The organism is Nocardiopsis alkaliphila YIM 80379, from assembly GCF_000341005.1.
GTDB lineage: Bacteria > Actinomycetota > Actinomycetes > Streptosporangiales > Streptosporangiaceae > Nocardiopsis > Nocardiopsis alkaliphila.
Map to the genome: position 1 here is coordinate 20,657 of NZ_ANBD01000162.1, position 21,839 is coordinate 42,495.

General features: G+C 68.5%; 18 protein-coding genes and 3 tRNA genes. 6 read left to right on the top strand and 15 right to left on the bottom strand.

Translation table 11 applies throughout. The features are described from left to right. Positions 1-20 precede the first annotated feature (20 nt). Complete coding sequence (locus D472_RS0121980) at positions 21-614, bottom strand: TetR/AcrR family transcriptional regulator (RefSeq protein WP_017606607.1); 594 nt, start codon at positions 612-614, stop codon at positions 21-23. A 198-nt stretch (positions 615-812) separates the two neighbouring features. On the opposite strand from D472_RS0121980, the gene D472_RS0121985 reads away from it, so the two are divergent. Then, positions 813-1,571: an SDR family NAD(P)-dependent oxidoreductase gene (locus D472_RS0121985; protein WP_017606608.1), complete on the top strand. Its 759-nt coding sequence runs from the start codon at positions 813-815 to the stop codon at positions 1,569-1,571. Positions 1,572-1,772: 201 nt separating this feature from the next. Here the strand turns inward: D472_RS0121985 and D472_RS0121990 are convergent, their stop codons facing one another. Next, on the bottom strand, positions 1,773-2,588 hold the full coding sequence (locus tag D472_RS0121990) for an alpha/beta fold hydrolase (RefSeq protein WP_017606609.1): 816 nt from the start codon (positions 2,586-2,588) through the stop codon (positions 1,773-1,775). Between the two features lie 107 nt (positions 2,589-2,695). Next, positions 2,696-3,799: an NADH:flavin oxidoreductase/NADH oxidase gene (locus tag D472_RS0121995; RefSeq protein ID WP_017606610.1), complete on the bottom strand. Its 1,104-nt coding sequence runs from the start codon at positions 3,797-3,799 to the stop codon at positions 2,696-2,698. A 131-nt stretch (positions 3,800-3,930) separates the two neighbouring features. Here D472_RS0121995 and D472_RS0122000 point away from each other — a divergent pair, with 131 nt between their 5' ends. Beyond that, entirely contained in the window at positions 3,931-4,287 is a 357-nt protein-coding gene (locus tag D472_RS0122000; RefSeq protein WP_017606611.1) for an ArsR/SmtB family transcription factor, read from the top strand. Positions 4,288-4,321: 34 nt separating this feature from the next. Here the strand turns inward: D472_RS0122000 and D472_RS0122005 are convergent, their stop codons facing one another. The 8 genes from D472_RS0122005 to D472_RS0122045 all read right to left on the bottom strand — a co-directional run bounded on the left by D472_RS0122005 (position 4,322) and on the right by D472_RS0122045 (position 14,906). Further along, positions 4,322-6,190 (bottom strand): IucA/IucC family protein, encoded by a 1,869-nt coding sequence (locus tag D472_RS0122005; protein ID WP_017606612.1) that lies wholly within the window; start codon positions 6,188-6,190, stop codon positions 4,322-4,324. Then, positions 6,187-6,774, bottom strand: coding sequence for a GNAT family N-acetyltransferase (locus D472_RS0122010; RefSeq protein WP_017606613.1), 588 nt, complete (start codon positions 6,772-6,774; stop codon positions 6,187-6,189). Before D472_RS0122010 ends, D472_RS0122005 begins: the two co-directional genes overlap by 4 nt. Then, positions 6,771-8,129, bottom strand: coding sequence for a lysine N(6)-hydroxylase/L-ornithine N(5)-oxygenase family protein (locus D472_RS0122015; protein WP_017606614.1), 1,359 nt, complete (start codon positions 8,127-8,129; stop codon positions 6,771-6,773). The genes D472_RS0122010 and D472_RS0122015 overlap by 4 nt, the downstream gene beginning before the upstream one ends. After that, positions 8,126-9,679: a pyridoxal phosphate-dependent decarboxylase family protein gene (locus D472_RS0122020; protein WP_017606615.1), complete on the bottom strand. Its 1,554-nt coding sequence runs from the start codon at positions 9,677-9,679 to the stop codon at positions 8,126-8,128. Before D472_RS0122020 ends, D472_RS0122015 begins: the two co-directional genes overlap by 4 nt. A gap of 931 nt (positions 9,680-10,610) precedes the next feature. After that, positions 10,611-11,528, bottom strand: coding sequence for a universal stress protein (locus D472_RS0122030; RefSeq protein ID WP_017606617.1), 918 nt, complete (start codon positions 11,526-11,528; stop codon positions 10,611-10,613). Between the two features lie 169 nt (positions 11,529-11,697). After that, positions 11,698-13,080 carry an MATE family efflux transporter gene (locus tag D472_RS0122035; RefSeq protein WP_017606618.1) on the bottom strand — a complete coding sequence of 461 codons (1,383 nt, stop codon included), beginning with the start codon at positions 13,078-13,080 and terminating at the stop codon, positions 11,698-11,700. An 80-nt stretch (positions 13,081-13,160) separates the two neighbouring features. Next, positions 13,161-14,048, bottom strand: a complete 888-nt coding sequence (locus D472_RS0122040) for an MBL fold metallo-hydrolase (RefSeq protein ID WP_017606619.1) — start codon at positions 14,046-14,048, stop codon at positions 13,161-13,163. Positions 14,049-14,318: 270 nt separating this feature from the next. Next, the gene (locus tag D472_RS0122045) at positions 14,319-14,906 is read right to left on the bottom strand and encodes an acyl-CoA-like ligand-binding transcription factor (protein WP_017606620.1); all 588 of its coding nucleotides are present in this window, start codon (positions 14,904-14,906) and stop codon (positions 14,319-14,321) included. 144 nt (positions 14,907-15,050) lie between these two features. On the opposite strand from D472_RS0122045, the gene D472_RS0122050 reads away from it, so the two are divergent. Beyond that, complete coding sequence (locus D472_RS0122050) at positions 15,051-15,794, top strand: NADPH-dependent F420 reductase (RefSeq protein WP_026117964.1); 744 nt, start codon at positions 15,051-15,053, stop codon at positions 15,792-15,794. A gap of 311 nt (positions 15,795-16,105) precedes the next feature. Here D472_RS0122050 and D472_RS0122055 read toward each other — a convergent pair. From D472_RS0122055 to D472_RS0122065, 3 genes are all read right to left on the bottom strand, one after another. Continuing rightward, a tRNA-Val gene (locus tag D472_RS0122055) sits at positions 16,106-16,179 on the bottom strand. A 13-nt stretch (positions 16,180-16,192) separates the two neighbouring features. After that, positions 16,193-16,263: transfer RNA gene (locus D472_RS0122060), tRNA-Cys, on the bottom strand. A 42-nt stretch (positions 16,264-16,305) separates the two neighbouring features. Then, positions 16,306-16,378: transfer RNA gene (locus D472_RS0122065), tRNA-Gly, on the bottom strand. Positions 16,379-16,566: 188 nt separating this feature from the next. Here D472_RS0122065 and D472_RS0122070 point away from each other — a divergent pair. Then, positions 16,567-17,757, top strand: a complete 1,191-nt coding sequence (locus D472_RS0122070; protein ID WP_017606622.1) for a molybdopterin molybdotransferase MoeA — start codon at positions 16,567-16,569, stop codon at positions 17,755-17,757. A gap of 49 nt (positions 17,758-17,806) precedes the next feature. Here D472_RS0122070 and D472_RS0122075 read toward each other — a convergent pair whose 3' ends face one another. Beyond that, the gene (locus D472_RS0122075; protein ID WP_033304433.1) at positions 17,807-19,477 is read right to left on the bottom strand and encodes an MFS transporter; all 1,671 of its coding nucleotides are present in this window, start codon (positions 19,475-19,477) and stop codon (positions 17,807-17,809) included. Positions 19,478-19,661: 184 nt separating this feature from the next. Between D472_RS0122075 and D472_RS0122080 the strand changes: the two genes are divergently transcribed. Both D472_RS0122080 and manA read left to right on the top strand, forming a co-directional pair. Continuing rightward, positions 19,662-20,213: a TetR/AcrR family transcriptional regulator gene (locus D472_RS0122080; RefSeq protein ID WP_017606624.1), complete on the top strand. Its 552-nt coding sequence runs from the start codon at positions 19,662-19,664 to the stop codon at positions 20,211-20,213. Positions 20,214-20,607: 394 nt separating this feature from the next. Continuing rightward, a complete protein-coding gene (manA, locus tag D472_RS0122085) occupies positions 20,608-21,792 on the top strand; it encodes a mannose-6-phosphate isomerase, class I (protein WP_017606625.1) in 1,185 nt (394 codons plus the stop codon). The last annotated feature ends 47 nt before the right edge of the window (positions 21,793-21,839 follow it).

The window sequence follows — 21,839 nt, forward strand, 5'->3', positions numbered from 1 at the left end:
TGCCGGTGGTGGAGAACGGGTCAAACGCCCGCGTCGGTGACGGGGCCCAGGCCGTGGTCGACGGTGCCCAGGGCGGCCCGCACCAGGTCGGCCATGTCCTCGCTCTGGCCCTCCTGGGCGGCGAACCGTTCCGCGGCCACCCGTAGCGCCACGTTGATCGCGGCGGCCTGGACTCGGACGAAGAGCGCGTCGGGGGCGGCCCCGGCACGTTCGGCGATGGCCTCGGCGAAGATCTCCTCCGCGCTGTGGTGGACCTCCAACCACACGGCCATGAGGCCGGGTTCGGTGCGGGTCATCCGGATGAGGTCGAGCATCGACGCCAACGGCTGTTCCCCGATGTCGTCGAAGGCCTCGGACCGCTCCAGGTATTCGGTCAGGGACAGCTCCGGGGGCCAAGAACGCAACCGGCGCGCCATGAGGTCGAGTCCGCCGGTGAGCAGGGGGCGCACACAGCTCTCCTTGCTCGGGAAGTAGCGCCACAGGGTCCGGGCGGAGATGCCGAGCTCGCGGGCGATGTCCTCACCGGTGGTCGCGGACACGCCTTTGGCGGTGAACAGTTCCACCGCGACGTGGGCGATCTGCGTGCGCACGACTTCCCTGCGGCGGTCACTCATGGGCGGCCGTCCCCGATTCGTGGAGGAGGCCCGGGTGTGTGTCAAGGAAACCTCCCGCCGGCTGCGTTTCCACCTTATCGATCCGGATCTCGCCTGAAGAATATTTGTCTGCAAGCGACAAAAAATCTTAGTGTGACACGAAGAGAGATCAGCGGGCCCGGAACCGCCGGACCCGTCCACGACGGAGAGGTAACCCTCATGACGGGTCTGGAGAACAAGAACGCCATCGTCACCGGGGGCGGTTCCGGCATCGGCCGCGCCACCGCCCTGAGACTCGCCGAGGCGGGAGCCCGGATCCTGGTCGCCGACCTCGACGCCGACGCCACCCGCCAGACCGTCGAACAGGTCCGTGCCGCCGGTGGCACCGTCCAGAGCGTGGTCGGCGACCTCAGCGACCCCAAGGTGGTGGAAGAAGTCGTCGCCACCGCCGTCGACCGTCTCGGCGGGATCGACGTCCTGATCAACAACGCGGGCATCATGGACGACATGTCCGCCACCGCCGACGTCAGCGACGAGGTCTGGGAGCGGGTCCTGCGGATCAACCTCACCGCCCCCTTCCTGCTCACCCGCGCGGTCCTGCCGCACATGACCGCGCAGCAGAAGGGCTCCATCGTCTTCACCGCCTCGGAGGCCTCCCTGCGCGGCGGCGCCTCGGGGGCCGCCTACACCGCCTCCAAACACGGTGTGGTCGGCCTGGTCAAGTCCACCTCGGTCATGTACCGGGATCAGGGGATCCGGGTGAACGCCGTGGCCCCGGGCGGCGTCGCCACGGGGATCAGTGTCCAGGCCGACCCCGGGGCCCACGGCCCGACCACCTTGGGGCGTTACATGGGCAACATGGGCCGGATCGCCGAATCCGCCGAACTCGCCGCCGCCATCGTCTTCCTGGCCTCCGAGGCCGCGAGCAACGTCAACGGCGTGATCCTGCCGGTGGACGGCGGCTGGTCCGCCGTTTGAGCGTACTTTGCTCCGAAACCGCTGGTGGGGCCCGTTCGCGCCCCCGGTCCACGGACGCCTCCTGAGTGTCCGTGGACCGGGGGCCTCACACCGAGCCCGTCGGAACGGTGATGGTTCTCAAGGGGAGACGCTCTTGGCCGAACGGGGCCGCCGCGCGTTCGACGGGACGCCTGGAGCCTGGGGTAGGGGAGAGGGCGCGGATCAGTCCAGGCTGTGCTCCTCCAACCAGGCCAGGACCAGCTCGAGCACCTCGTCACCGGCCTTTTCATGCAGGAGTTCATGGCGCCCACCCTCCACCAGGTGCAGGGTGATGTCCGAGGACGGTGACCGTTGCGCGAACCGGACGCTCTGTTCGTGGTCGGTGAAGGTGTCCGCGGTCCCATGCGCCACCAGACACGGGGTCCGCCACTGGTCCAAGTCTTGCCAGATCCGTTCCGAGGTGCGCAGCACCCCCGCCGCCACCCGCATCGACGCACGACCGGTGAACAGCATCGGGTCCCCGTTCACCCGTTTTCCCGGTGTGCGTCGCCTTCGTCGAGCCCTGGGGCGCGGAGCGGGAAGGTGCGGGAACAGCGAGGCGACCAGTCCCGCCGTCAGACAGACCCCGGGTGGGGCCGGTGGCAGGAACCCGGGTCCGGTCAGGACCGCGCCTCGCACCCCCTGGGGGGCGGTGAGCACACTGGCCGCGCTCACCAACCCGCCGAGCGAATGGCCGAACAGCAGTACCGGCGACCCACGCTCCAGCATGAGGCCACGCAGGGCCGCGTGGTCGGCCACGGCCCGCACCACGTCCACCGATCCCCGGCGGCCGGGCGCGTGGCCGTGTCCCTCCAGGTCCATCGCCCACACCTCGAAGCCCAGCCCCAGCAGGCGTGGAATGAGTCGCTGGTATCCGTGCACGTAGCGCTCGGCGTACTCGCCGAAACCGTGCTGGAGCTGTACCAGGGCCCGGGGCGTCGCGTCCGGCTCCCATACGTGGACCCTGGCCGACCCCAGCGCGAAACTCCTGTCACCCAACGTCGCCCGTCCCTTTCCTCGCGGTGCGCCGGGCCCATCCTCGCGCAGCGCCGCCGGCGAAGGGGCGGCCGGGGTCGGCTCCGTCGCTCAGGGGCGTCGCTCCGTGCTCAGGGGCGGCCGACGGCGTAGCCGTACTGCACCGGCCACCGCGAGGAGGCGTCCAGTTCCACGGCGGCGTGGTGCGCCCAGTAGGGGTCGCGCAGCAGTTCACGGCCGAGCATGGTGGCGTCGGCGGCACCGGAAGCGATGATCTCCTCGGCTTGGCGGGCCTGGGTGATGAGCCCCACGGCGGCCGTGGGCACCCCGGCCTCCTCACGTACCCGCGTGGCGAAGGGCAGCTGGTAACCCGGAGCCGTCGGGATGGGGGCGTCGTGGACCATGCCACCGGTGGACACGTCCACCAGGTCCACCCCTCGGGCCTGGAGTTCCTTGGCCAGGCGCACGGTGTCGTCCGCGTCCCAACCCGTGCGGGTGTCCTCGGAGTTCTCCTGGATCCAGTCGGTGGCCGAGACCCGGAAGAACACCGGTAGATCCTCGGGCCACACCTGGCGCACGGCCTCGACCACCCGTAGCGGCAAGCGCATGCGGCCCTCGATGTCACTGCCGTAGGCGTCGGTGCGCCGATTGCCCGCCGGGGACAGGAACGAGTTGAGCAGGTATCCGTGGGCGCCGTGGACCTCCACGACCTGGAAACCGGCGGCCAGGGCGCGTCGGGCGGAGTCGGCGAAGTCGGTCACCAGCCGGTCGATCTCGGCGACGGTGAGCTCGTGCGGTACCGGTAGCCCCTCGAAGGCCCACGCGCTGGGCGCCACCGCTTCCCAACCACCCTCGGCCTCGGACAGGGCCCCACCGCCGAGCCAGGGGCGGTCGGTGGCGGCCTTGCGGCCGGCGTGGGCGAGCTGGATCGCGGGCACGGAGCCGTGGGAGCGGATCGCGGTGGTGAGGCGGGTGAAGGCGGATTGTTGTTCGTCGTTCCACAGGCCCAGGTCCCACGGGCTGATTCGGCCATCGGCGCGCACCGCGGTGGCCTCGGCCATCACCAGGCCCGCGCCCCCGGCGGCCCGGGAAGCCAGGTGGGTGAGGTGGAAGTCGGTGGGTGCGCCGGTCAGCGGCCCTTCGTCGGCGGCCGAGTACATGCACATCGGGGCCATCCACACCCTGTTGGGGATGGTGAGGGTACGCAGGGTCAACGGGGTGAACAACGAGCTCACGTCGGATTCCTTCGCTTGGGTTCCGCCTTGGGGGATCACAGATTTAGTACGATAAACCTCGTACTACGATGGTTGTCAAACTACGAAGGTCACCGTACTTTTGGGTGGAAAGGGGTAAGGGAGGCCACAGCATGTCCGAGTCCGCTTCCGCCACCGCGTCCGGGCGTCGTCTGGAACATCCCGAGACCTCGCGGATCCGCCTGGAGACCGTCCTGAGCGCGCTGGCCGACCCCGTGCGGCTGAGCATCGTGCTGGCACTGGACCGGGAACATCAGGACATGGCCTGCGTCGCCTTCGAACTCCCGGTGAGCAAGTCCACCTCCACCCATCACTTCCGGGTGCTACGCGAGGCCGGAATCATCCACCAGTACTACGAAGGCACCTCGCGAAAGAGCCGGCTGCGCACCGCCGACCTGGAGGAGCGCCTTCCCGGACTGCTCCCCGCCGTGCTGAACGCCGAACGGGCCCGCCGGGGAGAACACCCCTGACGGGCCCGCTTCGCGCGCCTTCACGGACTCCGAATCAGTCGCGCCCGGCCCTCGGACGGTAGACGGCGATCGGATTCTCCAGGGTTCCGACCAGCCGCAACCCCCCGGCCGGATCCTCCAGGTCCACCATCTGCCGGTTGTTCCGCAACTGGAGCCGATTCAGACACGACAGCGCGAACCGATCCGTGAACAGGTCGTAGCGCTCGAACCGCTCCGCCAGGTGCGGCACCGAGGCCTGATAATCGGCCGCGCACTCGGCCACCGTCCGCCAAAAGTCCTCCTGAGACAGCATCCCCGCGTCGGCGAGGATCCCGTTGAGGAACCTCAAGAAGCAGTCGAACACGTCGGTGAACAACGACAGCAGACGCATGTCCTCGGGCACCTCGGCCCGGATGCGCTCCACCTCCCCGGGCAGGTGCGCGTCGGCGCTCATCACCGCGATCTCCTCGGCGATGTCCTTCATCAGCACCCGCTGGGGCACCCCCTCGCGCAGCACCAGGATGACGTTCTCACCGTGCGGCATGAACACCAACTCGTGCGCGTAGAAAGAGTGCAGCAGCGGCACCAGGTAGGCGTCCAGGTAGCGGCGCAACCACCGCGCCGGGGCCAGACCCGACTCGGTGATGAGCGCCCCGACGAAGGAGGCGCCTTCGGCGTCGGTGTGCAGCAACGACGCCATCGTCGCCACCCGCTCACCCTCGGCCAGGCGTGGTACCGGGCTCTCCCGCCACAGCCCGGCGATCATCTTCCGGTACGGCGAACCCTTCGGGGCGGCCTCGGCGTAGTGCGTGGCCCGATACCCCACCGCTGCTCGCTCCCGCAACACCTCCATCCCGGTCCGCCGCAGCGTCTCGTCTTCGGCGATCAACGCGGCGAGCCAGTCGTTGATGGCCGGGGTGGCCTCCATGTACTCCGCCGACAACCCGCGCAGGAATCCCATGTTCAGCACCGACAGAGCCGTCTTGACGTAGTGCCGCTTCGGCTCGGAGGTGTTGAAGAAGGTCCGGATGGACTGCTGTGCCCGGTACTCGTCCGGCCCGTACCCCAGGCACACCAGGTCTCGGCGGGCAAGGTCGGCGGCGAAGGTGACCGCCAGACGGTTCCACCACTGCCACGGATGCACCGGAACGAGGTGGTAGTCGGCCGCGTCCAGCCCCAGATCCTCCAGCTGCGCCCGGAACGAGGCCAAGGGCTCGGGGCCCAGCTCCGAGCGCAAGAAGTCCTCCGGGTCCAGGTCGGCCGAGTGGGAGAAGACGGTGCGCGAACGCCGAGCCGCCACCCACACCAACCGCACGGGTTCGGCGGCCTCGGGGGCATAGGCGCGGTACTCGGCGGCGTCGAAGCCCAACCGCCCGTTGTTGGCGACGAAGCAAGGGTGTCCTTCGGTCATCCCCGCCTCGATCTCCTGGAAGTCCGAGCGCGCCAGCTCCATGGCCGAGGACCGTCCCTTCCCCATGCGGAACGCACTGCTCGCCAGGGTGCTGGTGATCTCCTCCAGGTAGACCGGCAGGACCTGTTCGTTCAACCCGAGATCCTCACGCAGGTCCAACACCAGGTCCAGGGCGTCGAGCTCGGTGGCCGCGCCCCCTGGGCGGTGGCGAACGATGCTCTCGACGTCGATCCGCCAGTGCTCCAAGGCCATGACGTGGGCGGTGAACCGGTAGCGGGCGCCGTTGGGCGCGTGGACCGTGTAGTGGCCGTCATCGCCGAGCTCGGGTGTGATCAGCCGCTCATGGGCGAACTCGGCCAAGGCCTTGCGGACCAACAGCCGATTGGCCCGCGCCCACGCCTTGGGCTCCAGGTGGTCCACGAGCCCACGCGGGTCGGTCGACGCACCGACCACCCGAAGTGGTGGGCGGGCCGGGGCGGTGGAGGGTAGGGGGACGGTGCGGTCGATGCTCAACGCACGACTCCTCTCGTGGTGGCCCGAAAGTCCTCGCGCGTGCAGGTGCTCAAGTAGGCGTCCTTGCCGCTCTGGGCCAGATGGATGGTGGACTCGACCCGAAACCCCACGGCCTCGTTGAGCCTGTGCACGGCCTCGTTCCGTACGTCGGGCTCCACGACCACGCGCTCGATGGCGGGGTCGGCGAACGCCAGCTCCATCACGGTGGTGATGACGGCGAGGGTGAACCCGTGTATCGGGGTGTCGGTGGGGGCCGCCAGGAAGTGCATCCCCACGTCGCCCGGGAGCGTGTCGTGGTGCGGCGCCAACTCCCCGTGTTCGGGGGCGTAGAGCTCGGCGAGGAAGCACGGCTCGCCCTCCCACGTGCCCAGATAGGCGTTCTCGTGCTCGGAGTCGCGTACCGACCGGAAGTAGCGAGCGGTGTCCTCCAACGAGTCGTCGGTCATCAGCCAGTACGCCGATTTGGGATGGATCAGCCAGCCATGGAGGAGTTCGACGTGGGCCTCGACGTCCACGGGGGCGAGGCGGAAGGTTCCCAGGTCGGGATCGACCCTGGTCAGACCGGTGGGAAAGGCACGATTCATCGAGCGCTCACCTCCGCTTCGGCTCCGAGGGGGGCTCCGAACTCCTGGAAGGCGATGGAACGCTCCACCGGGTAGGGTTCGCGGCCCAGCAGTGCCCGCAGGATGTAGGAGTTGCGGTAGGCGCCCATGCCCAGGTCCGGTGAGACGAAACCGTGTGTGTGCAGCTCCGCGTTCTGTACGAACACCGCTCCCGCCGGTGCCGGCGACCCGTCGTCGCCGTCGGCGTGCGCGGCCAGGTCGACCCGGTAGTCGCGACGCACCCGGAAACGGTCCCGTCCCTCCCAGGCCAGTCGGTCTCGGATCGACTCCAAGAACGCCGGGGCCCGGTACCGGTAACCGGTGGCCAAGACCAGGCCCTGGGTGTCCAGGGCGAAGTCGCGCCCCTGGTCGGAGTTGCGCAGCGCCAGTCGGTACCCGGCCGTGCCTTCGTCCCGCGCGGCCCCGGTGACCTCGGTGTTGGTCATCAGCCGAACCGGAAGCGGGCCGCGTCCGCTCTTGGCGTACAGCAGGTCGTAGATCGCGTTGATGAGCTCGGAGTCGATGCCCTTGTACAGGTTCTTCTGTGAGCCGACCAACCGCTTCCGGGTCTGGGAGGGAAGCGAGAAGAAGTGGTCGGCGTACTCGGGGGAGGTCATCTCCAGGGTGAGCTTGGTGTACTCCAGCGGGAAGAAACGCGGCGACCGGGTGACCCAGTTCAACTCGTAGCCGCGGGCGTCCACGTCCTGGAGCAGGTCGTGGAAGATCTCCGCGGCGCTCTGCCCGCTGCCCACCACCGTGACGCTGCGCTTGTCCTGGAGCGCCTTCTTCGCGAACAGGTAGTCCGAGCTGTGCACCGCGTCCCCGGGCAGGTCCCGGCAGGCGTCGGGGACGTAGGGCGGGGTTCCGGTGCCCAGGACCAGCCGCCGGGCCCGAACGAGCCCACGCTCCCCGGTCCCGGTGTCGATACTGTGCAGCAGGTAGAGGGCCTGCTCGGCGTCGTATTCGACCCGATCCACGCGCTGGGCGAAGCGGACCTTCTCGCCCAGCTTCGCGGCGGCCCACCGGCAGTAGTCGTTGTACTCGGCGCGCAGCGGATAGAAGCGCTCGCGGATGTAGAACGGATAGAGCCGCCCGGTCTCCTTCAGGTAGTTGAGGAAGGAGTACGGGGAGGTGGGGTCGGCCAGGGTGACCAGGTCCGACATGAACGGCGTCTGTAGTTCGGCGTCCCGCAGCAACATGCCGCCGTGCCAGTCGAACTCCGCCTTGGAGTCCAGGAAGACCCCGTCGAGTTCGGTGATGGGATCGCTCAGGCAGGCCAATCCCAGGTTGAACGGACCGACGCCGATGGCGGCGAAGTCGTGGACGGTGGTGCTCAACGGGTCCTCCCGGCGTTGGTGAGTGTGGGGGCGGCCTCGACCACCGATCCGTGTTCGGCGACGTAGCGTTCGGCGTGCGCGGCGATCAGGTCGAGCACCTCGGCGATGTCCTGGCGGGTACCACGCGGGTTGAGCAGCGTGAACTTCAAGTGCGGGCGGCCGTCCACGGTGGTACGGGCCACCACGGCCAGTCCCGAGGCCAGCAGGGCCTCACGCGCGTACCGGTTGGCGCCGTCGGCGACCTTTGGGGAGACCCCGGGCAGCGCGCAACGGAACACCAGGGTGCTGAGGGTGGGCCGGGTGAGCACGGTGAAACGCGGGTCGGCGTCCAGCAACTCCCAACCCTGGGCGGCCAGCTCCAAGACCTGGTCGAAGAGTGCGCCCACCCCGTCGGCGCCCATGATCCGCAGGGTCAACCAGAGCTTGAGCGCGTCGAAGCGGCGCGTGGTCTGCAGGCTCTTGTCGACCTGGTTGGGGCAGAGCAGCGGGGTGCTGCCATCGGAGCGAGAGTTCAGGTAGTCGGCGTGGTAGGTGACGTGGCGCAGCGAGCGGGAGTCGCGCACCAGCACGGCGCTGGAGCTGACCGGTTGGAAGTAGGACTTGTGGAAGTCCACGGTGACCGAGTCGGCGTGCTCGACGCCGGTGAGCAGGTGGCGGTGGCGTGAGACCAACAGGCCGCACCCGTAGGCGGCGTCCACGTGCATCCACAGGTCGTGCCGGGCGCACTGGTCGGCGATCTGGGGCAGGGGGTCGATACTGCCGAAGTCGGTGGTTCCGGCGGTGGCCACGACCGCGATGGGCAGCAACCCCTCGCTTCGGCAGCGGCGCAGTTCGGCGGCCAGGGCGTCCGGTCGCATGCGTCGGCGGTCGTCGCATGCCACCGAGATGACGGACTCGTGTCCCAACCCCAGCAGGGCGGCCGACTTGGCGACGCTGAAGTGTGCGACCTGAGAGGTCAGTACGCGCATCCGGGGCAGGAGTTCGGCTAGAGGGCCACCCTCACGTCGATGCGTCTCGTCGCGGGCCATGAGCAGGGCTTGGAGGTTGGACTGGCTGCCACCGCTGGTGAAGACCCCGTCGGCCCGTTCTCCGAGGCCGAGGCGGTCGGTGGTCCAGCGGATCAACCGCTGTTCGATGAGGGTGCCGCCGGCGCTCTGGTCCCAGGTGTCGAGGGAGGAGTTGACCGCAGAGAGCACCGATTCACCGAGCAGGGCGGGCAGGACCACCGGGCAGTTGAGGTGACCCATGTAGCGGGGGTGGTGGAAGTAGACGGCGTCGTCGAGGTAGAGCCGTTCCAACTCGTCCAGGGCGGCGGAGGGGTCGCGCAGCGGACGTTCGAGGTCCACGGATTCGACTTGGGGGCGCAGGTCCTCGGCGGTGGCCCCGGTCCAGGGCCGGTCGACGCGGGCGATCCGGTCGGCGACCCGGCCGATGGCGTCCTCGCTGAGGGCCCGGTAACGTCCGGCGCTGCGTGCGTCGAACAGTTGGTCCCGGTGGTCGAGGGCCAAGGGCCCGGGCGGGTCCTCGAGGGACCTCGCGGGAGAGCTCATGAATCGTCCTCCTGGGGGTGGGCACGCCGAAGGGGTCCGTGGGACGGACTTCGGCGGGGGATGGGTGGATCGGCCTGGGGCAGGTCGGTCGTTGAGGTCAACTCAGGGGAGGCTAACCTAAGTTGGAAACCGGCGCACTGTGATGAGTCTTACATAAAATGATGTTTCAACTACCCAAGGTCACGAACCACGAGGTGGTTCGGCGCTCGCGTCCGGCCGCGAGGCGGTCGGATGCCTTCACCCTTTTCGCGATGATCTTGCTCGGGGCGCCCATTTCGGCGCCCTCGACTTTCGTGGTTTTTGGAGAGGTGTCCGCTTGTGGGTGCTCTGGTGGTGGGACCGGGGGTTGGGGGCTGGGGGTTGGGGCTTGGCCCGGGCCTGTGTCGGGCCTGTTTCGTTCGTGATCTTGCTTCCAGGGTCACGGAAAACGTTTTCCGTGACCCTGGAAGCAAGATCGATTTCGTGCCGGTGTTGCGGGTGGCGCGTAACCGTGTTTTCGAGTGTGGGGTGCCCGGGAATCGGGTCCTTGGGCTGTGGCCTGTGGCTCACACCCACCACCGATTTGGATCACCCGGTCGGGAAGGGGTGGGAAGTCGAGGGTGTCACCAGGACCATGTTCAGGCCTGAACATGGTCCTGGTGACACCCTCGATTGATGCCGGACCCGGACCCGGACCCGGATCCCGGTTATGGGCGTGACCGGAAGGGGATTGTGAGATATCCGAAACGTCTTTTGTGCTGCCTTCGTGCCCATGCCGGTTCGGATTCATCGATCATGGTCGCCCCAAGGGGTGAGGGGAAGGTGACGAGGTCACCTTTTCCCAGGTGGCTGAAAGGGGGTGCGCCTTTCCAGCAATGGTGGAGCCGGCGCACCCGGGGCGCACAACATATGTCACCCCTCCCCTTTTACGGACACGAGGTCCGTCGAGGGCTCAGAGCCTGCGGACCGCGCGAGGCAACACCGTGACCGGGACGGTCGCCTGGTGCAGCACCGCCTGACTCACCGAACCCAGCAACAATCCGCGCACACTGCCCCGGCCGCGTGAACCCACCACGATCATGTCCGCGCTCGAGCCCGCCTCGACCAAGGCGTCGGCCGGGTCCGTGCCCAGACGCATCACGCTCACCCCCACGCGCTGGGTCTGCTCGTCCTGGACCTGGGTGAGCATGTCCGAGACCATCTCCTGCGAACGCTGGTCCAGCAGATCGTCCGGCGGGGACCAACCGCTCCCGGCCAACGAGTCGGCGTCGAAGGGCAGCGGCACCTGCCAGCTGTGCACTACGACCACCGATCCGCCCTCCACCCGCGCGGCCTCGTGCAGGGCGAAGTCCAGAGCACTACGGGAGTAGGCGGAGCCGTCCACCCCCACCACGATCCGACGCGGCACGCCCACCGGGTCCTCACCCTCGGGCACCACGACCACCGGGCACTCCGCGCGCGCCGCCAAACGCACGCTCACCGACGCCTCCAGGGCGGAACGGGCCGCGCCCAGTCCCCGCGAACCCGTCACCAGCAGGTCCTGAGGGGCGCTCCGCCTCAACAGCGCCTTCGCCGGGTCCTCCAAGGCCAGGTCGGTCTCCACCCTCAGGTCGGGTTCGAGTTCACGAACCCGAGCCTGGGCGCGTTCCAACAGGTCCCGGCCCCGTTCGGTGATCTCCTCGCTCGGAGGAAAACGGGTGGGCCCCGCGTACACCGACATCACCAAAGGCATGTCCAAGGCGTGGACCAGTAGAAGCGGCCACCCCCGGCGGGCGGCCTCTCCCGCGGCCCAGGCGAGCGCGCGCTCGCCCGTCTTCGATCCGTCGACCCCCACGATCACCTTCGGTGTGACCGTCTCACTCGCGACCATCGATGCTCCTCACCCGATCTGGAACGCCGCGTGTCGGGCACGCGGACCGGTTCCCTCTTCCCCGAGAGTCTCCCAAACGGCGCGCACGTCCTCGGTACGGGGTTGGAAACCTCGATCGGTCGGTAAGGCCCGGAGACGGTGTCCTGCGGGCCTTGGGAACATGGGTGATTCAGGAACGAGGTGTCGCGGTGGCGCGCAGGAAACTCGCGTACTGACCCAGGACGAGACCCAGGCAGGCCACGGCGTAGGCCGTCCACAACCAGGCCAGTCCGCCGGCCGCTGCCACGGGGAAGGCCGCCAAGGCCAAGAGCCCGAAGCACACCGCGAACGTGTACATGGTCGGGGTGGTGCGTTTGAGGGCGAGCAGACCCATGCCGGGCAGGACCTGGACCGCGTCGGCCGCGACCACGAGGAACAACACCGGTAGCACGGCGATCACCAGCGAGCGCACCTGCGGGTCCGGGGTGAACACACCCGTCAGCGGCCAGGCCACGAGCAAGACCAGCACCATGCTCGACGCCACCACCGGCAGGGCGAGGGTGATCCCGGCCAGCAGGGTACGGCGCACCTCGCCGTACCCGTGTTCGAGGGCACTTGAGGCTGCGCGGGCCATGAAGGGCACGGTCGCCTGACCCACTGCGGTTGCGGGGAGGAAGACGAACGTGAGCAACGTGACCAGGATCTGATGGGCGGCGGCGTCGCTCACGCCCACGGTGGCGGCGGCCATCGCCAACAAGCCCAACACCCCGAACTTGATGAGCAGGGTGGAACCCAGAGGCAACCCCACCCGGGCCATCCGCCACACCGAGCGCCATCGGGGTGATTTCGGGCCGATCCTGTGCCCGGCCAGAGCGGTGCGGCGGCGTAGCAGCAGGTGGGCGATGACCAGGGCGGTGGTGGCGTTGCAGAACATGGCGATGCCGGCGCCGGTCATCCCCAACGCGGGCAGCGGACCGGGGCCCATCACCAACAGGGGGATGAGCACGACCGACATCCCGGTGTTGCCGAACCCGACCCACATGGCCTCCTTGGATCGGCCCAGGGCGATCAGCAGGGTGGTGGCGCATGCCTGGAATGAGGTGGCCACCAAGGTCAGGGCCATGAGGTGGGGGAAGAGACCGAAGGCGGCGACGGTGGCCTCGGGTGCACCGATGAGAGCGGCCAGGGCGGGGACCCCCGCNACGAGCAGGGCACCGACGAGCCCGGCGCACGAGGCCAGCCACATCGCGTCGCGAAAGGTGCCCTCCAGCGCTTGAGGATCCTCACCGTTCTCGGCGACGAACGGCACGGAACCACGCAACGCGCCTTGGACGACCATGACCGCCGGGTTGAACACCGCGACGGTCATCGAGTAGGCGGCCAAGGAGGCCGTTCCGGTGTGGCCCAGCACGGACGCGGTGACCAGGGTGCCCATGACACCGGCGACCATGGACAGGTACAGCGGAAAGGTCTTCGCCGCGATTTTTCGCAGAAGGGTGGAGAAAAGTGGAGGAGGGGCGACCTCCGAAACGGATGTGAGAGGGGTGGATTTGTTCTCGTTTTCGAGGGACATGATTCCGCTCGCTGATGAATTATTGATTCAGCGCCAAACTACCAGTCCCTTCTCAGGTGTTTTGATTTGCTTTCTCCGTCTCAGGGGCGGAACGGGTCGGTACGCCGCCCCAGGACCGGCAACACCAACTCCACCCGGTCGGTTCGAGAACGGCGGGAGAGGAATTCCATGGTCGTGGCGAAGTCGTCGAAGACCCCGGGTAGTGGCCGTGGGGATCGATCCAGCGAGAGGGTGAAGTCGTCCCAGTGGATCGGGACGACCCGCCGGGCCTTGGTACGGGTCACCAGGTGGTGCCAGTACTCGTCGCGAAAGTCCTCGCTCTGCTTCCCCAATGCTCCCACCCCCAAATAGACCGTGTCCGCGCGGTGGCCGTCGAGGGCACCGGGGACCCAGTTGGCGCTGGCGTGCACGAGAAGTTCCCCGTCGGGATGGGCCACGTGCAGCGAGTAGCAGTCGCCGGTTCTGAACTCGGTGGTCCTTCCCGAGCCGAGCGGCTCCTCGATCCGGCCGGGGGCGATGTCCCCCGGGCTGTGCTCGGCGGGGAGCGCGGTGAGCGTGAAGGCGCCGATCCGTATCGGTGCGCCCAAGGTCACCGGGTCGAACCGATCCGGGGCCAGTCCTTGGCCGGCGGCGATGTTGCGGGTGGACTCCGAGCCGATCAGGCGCGCCCCGGTCAGTTCGGCCACCAAGGGGGCGTCCAAGGCGTGGTCGTAATGGGAGTGCACTACGAACACGGCGTCCAGTTCGGTGAGACGGAAGCGTTCGAGCGCGGCCCGTACCCGTGCGTGGTCGGGGGAGAGCCGGCCCAGCGCGACCCGGAGCTTGTGCGGGCGGCTGAAGAAACCGTCGGTCAGTACCGTGTTGACGCCGTCGGTGAGCAGGACCGTGGACACCCCCAGGAACATCGCGCGCACACGTGCCGCGTCAGTGGGTGCGGCGGGTTCGCGTAGGTCGACCCAAGGGCGCATCGATGGTCGGAGCAGCCTCGACGGTCCACGGGTGCCTATGTTCATCGGTGTGCCTCGATTCCTGCTCGGGAGCCTTGTTCGTACATTCTGCCGAACGGCCCGCCCTCACGAGGGGACGGTTCACGGGAGGGGTGGCTCCCGCATGAGCCACCCCAGGTATGTGCCTTCGGCGGGGACGCTCGCCTAGCGTTCGGAGTGATCACGTGGCCGCCCTGCACCCGAGGGCGTGGGCGCCGGTCGGCGCGGTATCGAAACGCGCCGCACGGCGGTTCAGTCGGTGAAGGCGCTGAAGGCGTCATCGATCAGCTCGTCCATGTCGGTGTCCCCTCCGGTCGAGGCCCAGTGCTCCAGGGATACCGTCAGGCACTCCAGTGCGGCACCCGCCAACGCTTGCCTGGGGAGGTCGGGGCCCGGTCGCGCGCCGGGGCGTTCGGCCAACGCCCGAGCCAGATCGGGGCGCCAGCCGGCCTGTTTCTCGCGCAGGCGAGCACACAGCGCGGGGGTGCGGCCGATCAGCCCTAGCAGCGCCAGCCCTTCGGAGGGATCGCGGTTCAAGAAGGCCGTGGCCGGGGCCAAGGCGTGCCGCAGGGCAGGCCAGTCCTTCTCGTGGGCGGGACGGCCCAGCAACACCTCGGTCATCTGTGGACCCAGCGGGTCGAAACTGAACAGGACCACTTCTTCCTTGCTGCCGAAGTAGCGGAGGAACGTGCTGCGCGAGACGCCGGAGACGGCGGCCAGCTCCTCGAAGGTGACCTCGTCGAAGCCCCGATCACAGAAGAGGGGGAAGGCCGTCCGCGCCAACTCCTCTCGCACGGCGCCGCGTCCGATGTCTCGGGTTTTCGCTCGGGAGGTGCTCATACCGTCCAGGTTATCTCCATGGCTGGGACTTGTGGTCTTGATGGAATCTAGGTATCGACTTTGACACTCAGTATCAAATAAGGTGTCGGGTGTCTGAAGGTGGCGATGCCGCCACCCGAACCGAACACATCCATGGAGAGCAACATGTCCCGAATCCTCGGCGTCATCGGTGCGGGGGCGGTCGGTCAGACCGTCGCCCGTCTGGCCATCCTCGGCGGATGGCAGGTCGTGCTGAGTAATTCACGCGGCCCTCAGAGCCTCGCCGACCAGGTGGCGAGGTTAGGCCCGAGAGCACGGGCGGCGACGTCCACCGAGGCGGCCGCCGTGGGCGACATCGTCGTGGCGGCGACCCCGTTGATCGCCCACACCCGACTACCCCAGCGCGAATTGGCGGGAAAGGTCGTCATCGACACCATGAACTACACCGTCGAACGCGACGGCCACCTGCCGGAACTGGACTCCAACGAACTGACCTCCAGCGGCATGGTGCAGCGTCATCTGGCCGACTCCCGCGTGGTCAAAGCCTTCAACAACATCACCACCGACCATCTGGCCGCGCTGCCCAGACCCAAGGGTGTGACGGCTCGCACCGCCCTGCCCATCGCAGGCGATGACACGGGGGCCAAGAAGGAAGCCGAGGCCCTGCTGGACGACCTCGGGTTCGATGCCGTGGACGTCGGGGGCCTGGAGGAGAGTTGGCGGTTCGGTCCCAACACGGCGCTGTACGCCTTGGTCTACGCCGGGGAGGAGATGCCCGAGGGTCTCCACGGTTCCGAGGTGCTCCAGTGGTTCCTCGGCACCCCTGGGGGACCGGTCTCCGCCGCCCAGGTCGCCCGGTTGGCCGCCGAGGCCGTACGCGGACGGGCGGACGTGTTCTTCGACGTCTGACCGTGAGGAAGTACGCCGGCCACGTCGGTGTCGAGGGTCGAGCTGGACGTGGCGCCGTGCTCGCCGGGCGGGAACACGTGTTCGACGATCCCCTTCGTGCTCTGACGTGATTGTTCGAGAGTCCCCGGACATCACCACGGGACGTCTCAGGCCTGAGCGCCGGTCAGATGACCGAAAACCCCTCCAACGGGTGTACGCGGCATCCATCGATGGCCGTCCGGCTTCTTCGAGGACCGTGTGCGAGGGTGATCCGCGCAAAGAGAAGGCCCCTGCGGTCGATCGCTGAGCGATCGACCGCAGGGGCCCGTGTGTGGGCGATACAGGACTCGAACCTGTGACCCCTACCGTGTCGAGGTAGTGCTCTAGCCAACTGAGCTAATCGCCCCAGTGGAACTGGGAGGTGGAGACGGGATTCGAACCCGTGTAGACGGCTTTGCAGGCCGCTGCCTCGCCTCTCGGCCACTCCACCGAGTACACGTGAAGCGATCAAGCCGCCCCAGCGTCTCCTCCGAGCGGACGACGGGATTCGAACCCGCGACCCTCACCTTGGCAAGGTGATGCTCTACCAGCTGAGCCACGTCCGCTTGCGTTCGGGCCGGACCTTCTCTCGTCGATCCCGCCTTGCCGCTGGTAAAGACTTTAGCGGAGATTCGTCAGACGGCAAATCGAAGCTCGGTGGGGCTCGGTGACGGGACGAGACGCGGTCGGTAGCGTCCTTCTGAAGGGGCCGGGTAGGACAGGGGCGCGCCCCCGGAGCGAGGAGGACTCGACCGTGGCGGAGCAGTGTGGTGACCACCAGGGCTTCACGTCCTGGAGGCGGGCGCGTGAGTCGGCCCGCGAACTGGGGGAACGTCGGGGATGTCCGGTCGATGAGTCCCCACTGGGGGAGGCCCTGGGTGGGCTGTTGGCCCAGGACCTGAGGGCATTGGTGGGTTCACCGGCCTTCGACGCCTCGGCGATGGACGGGTACGCGGTGGCGGGTGAGGGACCTTGGCGCTTGGTGGGTTCCCAATTGGCGGGCGTCCCGGTGGCCGGACCGTCGTTGGGTCCGGGTGAGGCGGTGGAGATCGCCACCGGCGCACGGGCGCCGAAGGGCACTGACGCGGTGTTGCCCTATGAGTTCGCGCGAGTGAGCGAGGGGCACGTCGTCGGGGAGGTCGTCGGGGAGGTCGCGCCGGGTCGTCACGTGCGGTGGAGCGGTGAGGAGACCGCCCCTGGAGAGGTCGTGCTGCGGAAGGGGACCGAGGTGACTCCGGCGGTGCTGGGGTTGGCCGCGAGTCTGGGCCACGATCTGCTGCGGGTGCGTAGGCCACGGGTGGAGGTGTTGATCACCGGGGACGAGATCATCACGAACGGATTGCCGGGTGAAGGCGTGGTGCGCGACGCCATCGGACCGTTGTTGCCGGGCGTGGTGTCCTGGGCGGGTGGCCGCTTGGAACGGAGCCGTCTTGTGGGTGATGGCTACGAGGACCTGCGGGAGGCGTTGACCGGTGCCCACGCTCACGTGGTGCTGGTGTGCGGGTCCTCTTCGAAGGGGCCCGCCGACCATCTGCGCGCGGTTCTGGAGGAAATGGGCGTGCGGGTGGTGGTGGACGGGGTGGCCTGCCGTCCAGGGCATCCACAGTTGCTGGCGCACGCCGATGACACCGTGTTCGTGGGGTTGCCGGGCAATCCGAACGCCGCCCTGGTGGCCTGCCTCACGTTGCTGGTGCCGTTGCTGTGTGGGATGGCGGGTCGATCCGAGTCCACCCTGGGGCCGATGCCACTGCTCGGAGAGGTCCGCTCCAGACCGGACCAGACTCGGCTGGTGGCCGTGCGCGTGGTCGGGGGTCGAGCGGAGCCGGTCGGACACGACCGTCCGGGGAGCCTGCGCGGCGCGGCCCTGGCCCAGGCCTATGCGGTGGTACCGCCGGGATGGGCGGGCCAGGACGTGGAGCTGTTGCCCCTGCCGGGGGCCTGGTGAGCCGGATCGGCCCCGGCGAGGGTCGTCTTCCCGGGGCCGATCCGTTGCTTCAGGTTCGCGTGCCCTCGGGGGAGGGGGCCGTCTCGTCGGCCTTGGCCGGGGCCTCCTTCTCCGGGGCGGGGTGGTGGGTCACGATCGGTTCCGGGGCCTCCACCGCGGGGTTGCCCCGACCACGTAGCAGGAACCAGGCCTGAGCCGCGGCGAACAGCACGATCACCACGGCGATGGCCGAGGTCAAGTGCATACCGTCGGTGAACGCGACCTGGGCGTGGTCCAGCAGCGCGGCTCCCGCTGAACCCCCCACCTGCTCGGCGGCGGTGGCGGCACCCCCCAGGGTCTCTCGGGCCGCTCTGGTGGCCTCGGCGGGCACCTCGTCCACCTCGGGCAGATGGGCGCGGTAGTACGCGGTCAGCACACTGCCCAGCACCGCCACACCGAGGGCGCCCCCCATCTCATAGGCGGTCTCGGAGATCGCCGAGGCGGCGCCGGCCCGTTCGGGCGGGGCGGCGGACATGATGGCTCCGTTGGTCAGGGTCTCGGCGAAACCGGTGCCCAAGGCGATCAGGACGAAGGCCGTGGCGACCAGCACCACGCCTCGGGTGACCTCGTCGGAGGGCGTGAACACCAAGGTGGCGAACCCGCCCGCGGTGACGGTCAGGGACACCCCGATCACGGTGGCCAGGCTCAGGTGTCGGGCGACCCGGGCCGCGACCAGGCCGGCGACGATGGACACCACCAGACCCGGTACCAGTACCAGACCGGCGCGCATGGGCGAGACGTCGAGCACCAGTTGCAGGTACTGGGTGAGGAAGAACAGTGACCCCACCATCGAGAACACGACCATCAGATTGGTGGCCACGGCGACGCTGAACACGCGTGAGCGGAACAGGTCGACGTCGATGAGCGGGTCCGCGAGCCTCCTCTGCCTGTGGACGAACAGGTATCCCAGGGCCAGGCCGACCAGGAGGAAGGCGATGGGCGCCGCGTCGAGGCCGCCGGTGGCCAGTTTCTTGATCCCGTACACGGCGGGCAGCATGGCGCCCAGTGACAGCAGCACGCTGGCCAGGTCGATACGGCCGGAATCGGGGTTGCGGGACTCGCGCACCAGCAGCGGGACCAGGATGAGGATCAGCGCCATCACCGGCAGGTTGATCAGGAACACCGATCCCCAGAAGAAGTGCTCCAACAGCCAGCCGCCCAGGACGGGACCGAGAGCGGCACCACCGGAGAATCCCGAGGCCCAGATCGCGATGGCGAGCAGTCGCTGTCGGGGATCCAAGAAGATGTTGCGCAGCAGGGACAAGGTCGAGGGCATCAGGGAGGCGCCCGCGACGCCCAGCAGGGCCCGGGCGGCGATCAATACCTCGGCGTTGGGAGAGAACGCGGCGAGCAGGGAGGCCGTGCCGAAGGCGGCCGACCCGATCATGAGCAGGCGTCGCCGCCCGATCCGGTCGCCGAGCGAACCCATGGTGATCAGCAGGCCGGCCAGGATGAAGCCGTAGATGTCGATGATCCACAGCAGTTGGCCCGAGGTGGGGCCCAAGGCCTCACTGAGGGCGGGAACGGCGAAGCCGAGCACGGTCATGTCGACCGAGATCAGGAGTACGGGTAGGACCAGGACGGCGAGTGCGGCCCATTCGCGGGGGCCCGCGAGCGCGATCGGTCCCCCGTCGCCCCCATGCGCGCGGACAGGGTCATTGCCGGTCTTGGCGGAGCTCATCATTGCCTCGTTGATCGGGTCACAGGGTGTCGCGCGGCTCGTGTGAGGGCGCGAAGGGTGGCCCGCTGCGGGTGTGGGCGGGACCGGGCGGGAAGTCTGGTCGACCGGGTGTGCTCGAAGCACACGAGAGGGACTCTTCAACCGTCCAGACGGTACAGTACCGTCCGGCCGGTACAGTGTCAACGTGAGCACTTCTAACACACGTGACCGACTCCTGGACGCCCTGCAGGAGATCCTGGTCGGTGAGGGTTATTCCGCGGTGACCCTGGAGGCCGTCGCCCGCGACGCGGGGGTGTCCAAGGGAGGACTGCTCTACCACTTCCCCTCCAAGGCCGCGTTGATGAACGGGCTGGTCGAGCGGCTGGTCGAACTGGCCGAGGCCGAGTTCAAGGAGGCTCGGGAGAGTGAGGAGGGCGTGGTCCGGGTCTTTTTGCGCACATCGCTGCCGCAGAGTCCCGAGGAGAAGGAGTTGTACTGGTCGGTCATCGCCGCCCTGCGCAGCCATGAGGAGCTGGGGGAGGAAGCGGTCCGGCACGTGCGGTACCTGTTCACGCACTGGCAGGAGTTGCTGCACGCCGAGCTCACCGATCCGGTCCTGGCCGAGATCATCCTTCGGGCGGGGGACGGCCTGTACATGGCGGCGATCGCCGGTCTGCCCCAACCCGCCCCCGAACTCACCCAGCGGATGATCGACCGACTGGTCGAGGAGGCGGACCGTGTGCGGCGGCCCCGCTGAATCCACTTCGTGGCGCCGATCGCTCCAGGGCGCCTGCTCGACGTAGGCGCGGTGGAGGGCCTCCTGGGGGATGAGGGGGATGATCGGGGGCATGATGTCAGCCCGGGTCTTCCTCGGTCACTTCGGTCGTGGCCCGGGGGTGGTGTCGTGGGAAGGTGATCATGTGGTGCTGTTCACGTGTCCCGGATCATGATTTACTTCCCAGTAACTTTGTAGACGCGGCCGTCCTCCCAGAGGCCGGCCAGGAGCCCGCCCACCTGGTGAGGTGAGGTGTGCACTACCTCGAAGAGTGGGGCGTGCCATGTCGACCAGGGAACCTGTTTTCGCGAGACTGTCCGCACCTCGCGGAGGTGTCCACGAGGTGAGAAGACACGAACGGGAAAGTGGGGAGTGGATGCACCGGCTCACCAACCAGGTACGACCGTATGCCTGGGGGGCGCGCGAAGCCATCCCACGTCTGTTGGGGGTCGAACCGGACGGCACCCCCCAGGCCGAGCTGTGGCTGGGAGCCCACCATGGCGCACCCAGTACCGTGCAGATCGACGGTGGGCCCAGGGCCCTGCCCGGGCTGATCGCCACCGACCCGGACCGGATGCTCGGTCATCGCACCGCCGAACGTTTCGGTGCCCGCCTCCCCTACCTGCTCAAGTACCTGGCCGCCGAAGCACCCCTGTCCTTGCAGGTCCACCCCGACGCCGAGCGCGCCCGCTCCGGCTACCAGGCGGAGGAACGCGCCGGGATCCCGGTGGACGCCCCGCATCGCAACTATCGGGACCCCCACCACAAACCCGAACTCCTGCTCGCACTGGAGCCCTTCGACGCCCTGTGCGGTTTTCGGGAACCCGCCGCGACCCTGGCCGACCTTGGCGGACTCACCTCCGAACTCGCCGTCCGGCTGCGTGGGGACCTGTCGAACCCCGACACCCACGCCGCCCTGCGCGCCGCCCTGACCCGCCTGCTCAGCCTTCCCGACAGCGACCGACGACGGATGATCGACGCCTTCGTCGGTGAGTGGGCCGAACGCGACCGCGGCTGTGATCACGCCGAAATCGTCACGGACCTGGCCGCCCGCTACCCGGGCGACCCCGGGGCCGTTGCCTGCCTGCTACTGAACCGCCTCACCCTGTGGCCCGGGCAGGCCCTCTTCCTGCCGGCGGGAAACCTGCACGCCTACCTCCAAGGCACGGCCATCGAGGTGATGGCCAGTTCCGACAACGTGCTCCGGGCCGGCTTGACCGGCAAACACGTGGACGCCCCCGAATTGCTCGACGTGGTGGATTTCTCCGTCCTGCCCATCCCCTACGCCCGGCCCACCCTCGTGGACGGGCGCCGTGAGTTCCGCCCGCCGGCCCCCGAGTTCGCGCTGCACGAGATCGGTCCCGGCCAGATCGCCGCCCACCTGCCCGGTGACGGCCCCACCGTGCTCCTGGTCCTGCACGGAGAGGTGGAACTGGTCGCCGAGGTCGGCGAGGGTACCGACCTGCGACGGGGGGAGTCGGTGTTCGTACAGGCCGACAGTGGTCCGATCAAGGTCGAGGGTCATGGACACGTGATCGCCGCGACCGTGGGTGCGAACTGAACCCGTTCCGTCGGGGAACACCCGATGACACCGATAACCTGGGCCCC

Excerpts from the sequence above, each read along its gene's own strand:
- D472_RS0122030 (WP_017606617.1), bottom strand. The coding sequence starts at position 11,528 with ATGGTCGCGAGTGAGACGGTCACACCGAAGGTGATCGTGGGGGTCGAC.
- D472_RS0122050 (WP_026117964.1), top strand. The coding sequence starts at position 15,051 with ATGTCCCGAATCCTCGGCGTCATCGGTGCGGGGGCGGTCGGTCAGACC.
- D472_RS0122040 (WP_017606619.1), bottom strand. The coding sequence starts at position 14,048 with ATGCGCCCTTGGGTCGACCTACGCGAACCCGCCGCACCCACTGACGCG.
- D472_RS0122010 (WP_017606613.1), bottom strand. The coding sequence starts at position 6,774 with ATGAATCGTGCCTTTCCCACCGGTCTGACCAGGGTCGATCCCGACCTG.
- D472_RS0122045 (WP_017606620.1), bottom strand. The coding sequence starts at position 14,906 with ATGAGCACCTCCCGAGCGAAAACCCGAGACATCGGACGCGGCGCCGTG.
- D472_RS0122075 (WP_033304433.1), bottom strand. The coding sequence starts at position 19,477 with ATGAGCTCCGCCAAGACCGGCAATGACCCTGTCCGCGCGCATGGGGGC.
- D472_RS0121985 (WP_017606608.1), top strand. The coding sequence starts at position 813 with ATGACGGGTCTGGAGAACAAGAACGCCATCGTCACCGGGGGCGGTTCC.
- D472_RS0122020 (WP_017606615.1), bottom strand. The coding sequence starts at position 9,679 with ATGAGCTCTCCCGCGAGGTCCCTCGAGGACCCGCCCGGGCCCTTGGCC.
- D472_RS0121980 (WP_017606607.1), bottom strand. The coding sequence starts at position 614 with ATGAGTGACCGCCGCAGGGAAGTCGTGCGCACGCAGATCGCCCACGTC.
- manA (WP_017606625.1), top strand. The coding sequence starts at position 20,608 with ATGCACCGGCTCACCAACCAGGTACGACCGTATGCCTGGGGGGCGCGC.
- D472_RS0122000 (WP_017606611.1), top strand. The coding sequence starts at position 3,931 with ATGTCCGAGTCCGCTTCCGCCACCGCGTCCGGGCGTCGTCTGGAACAT.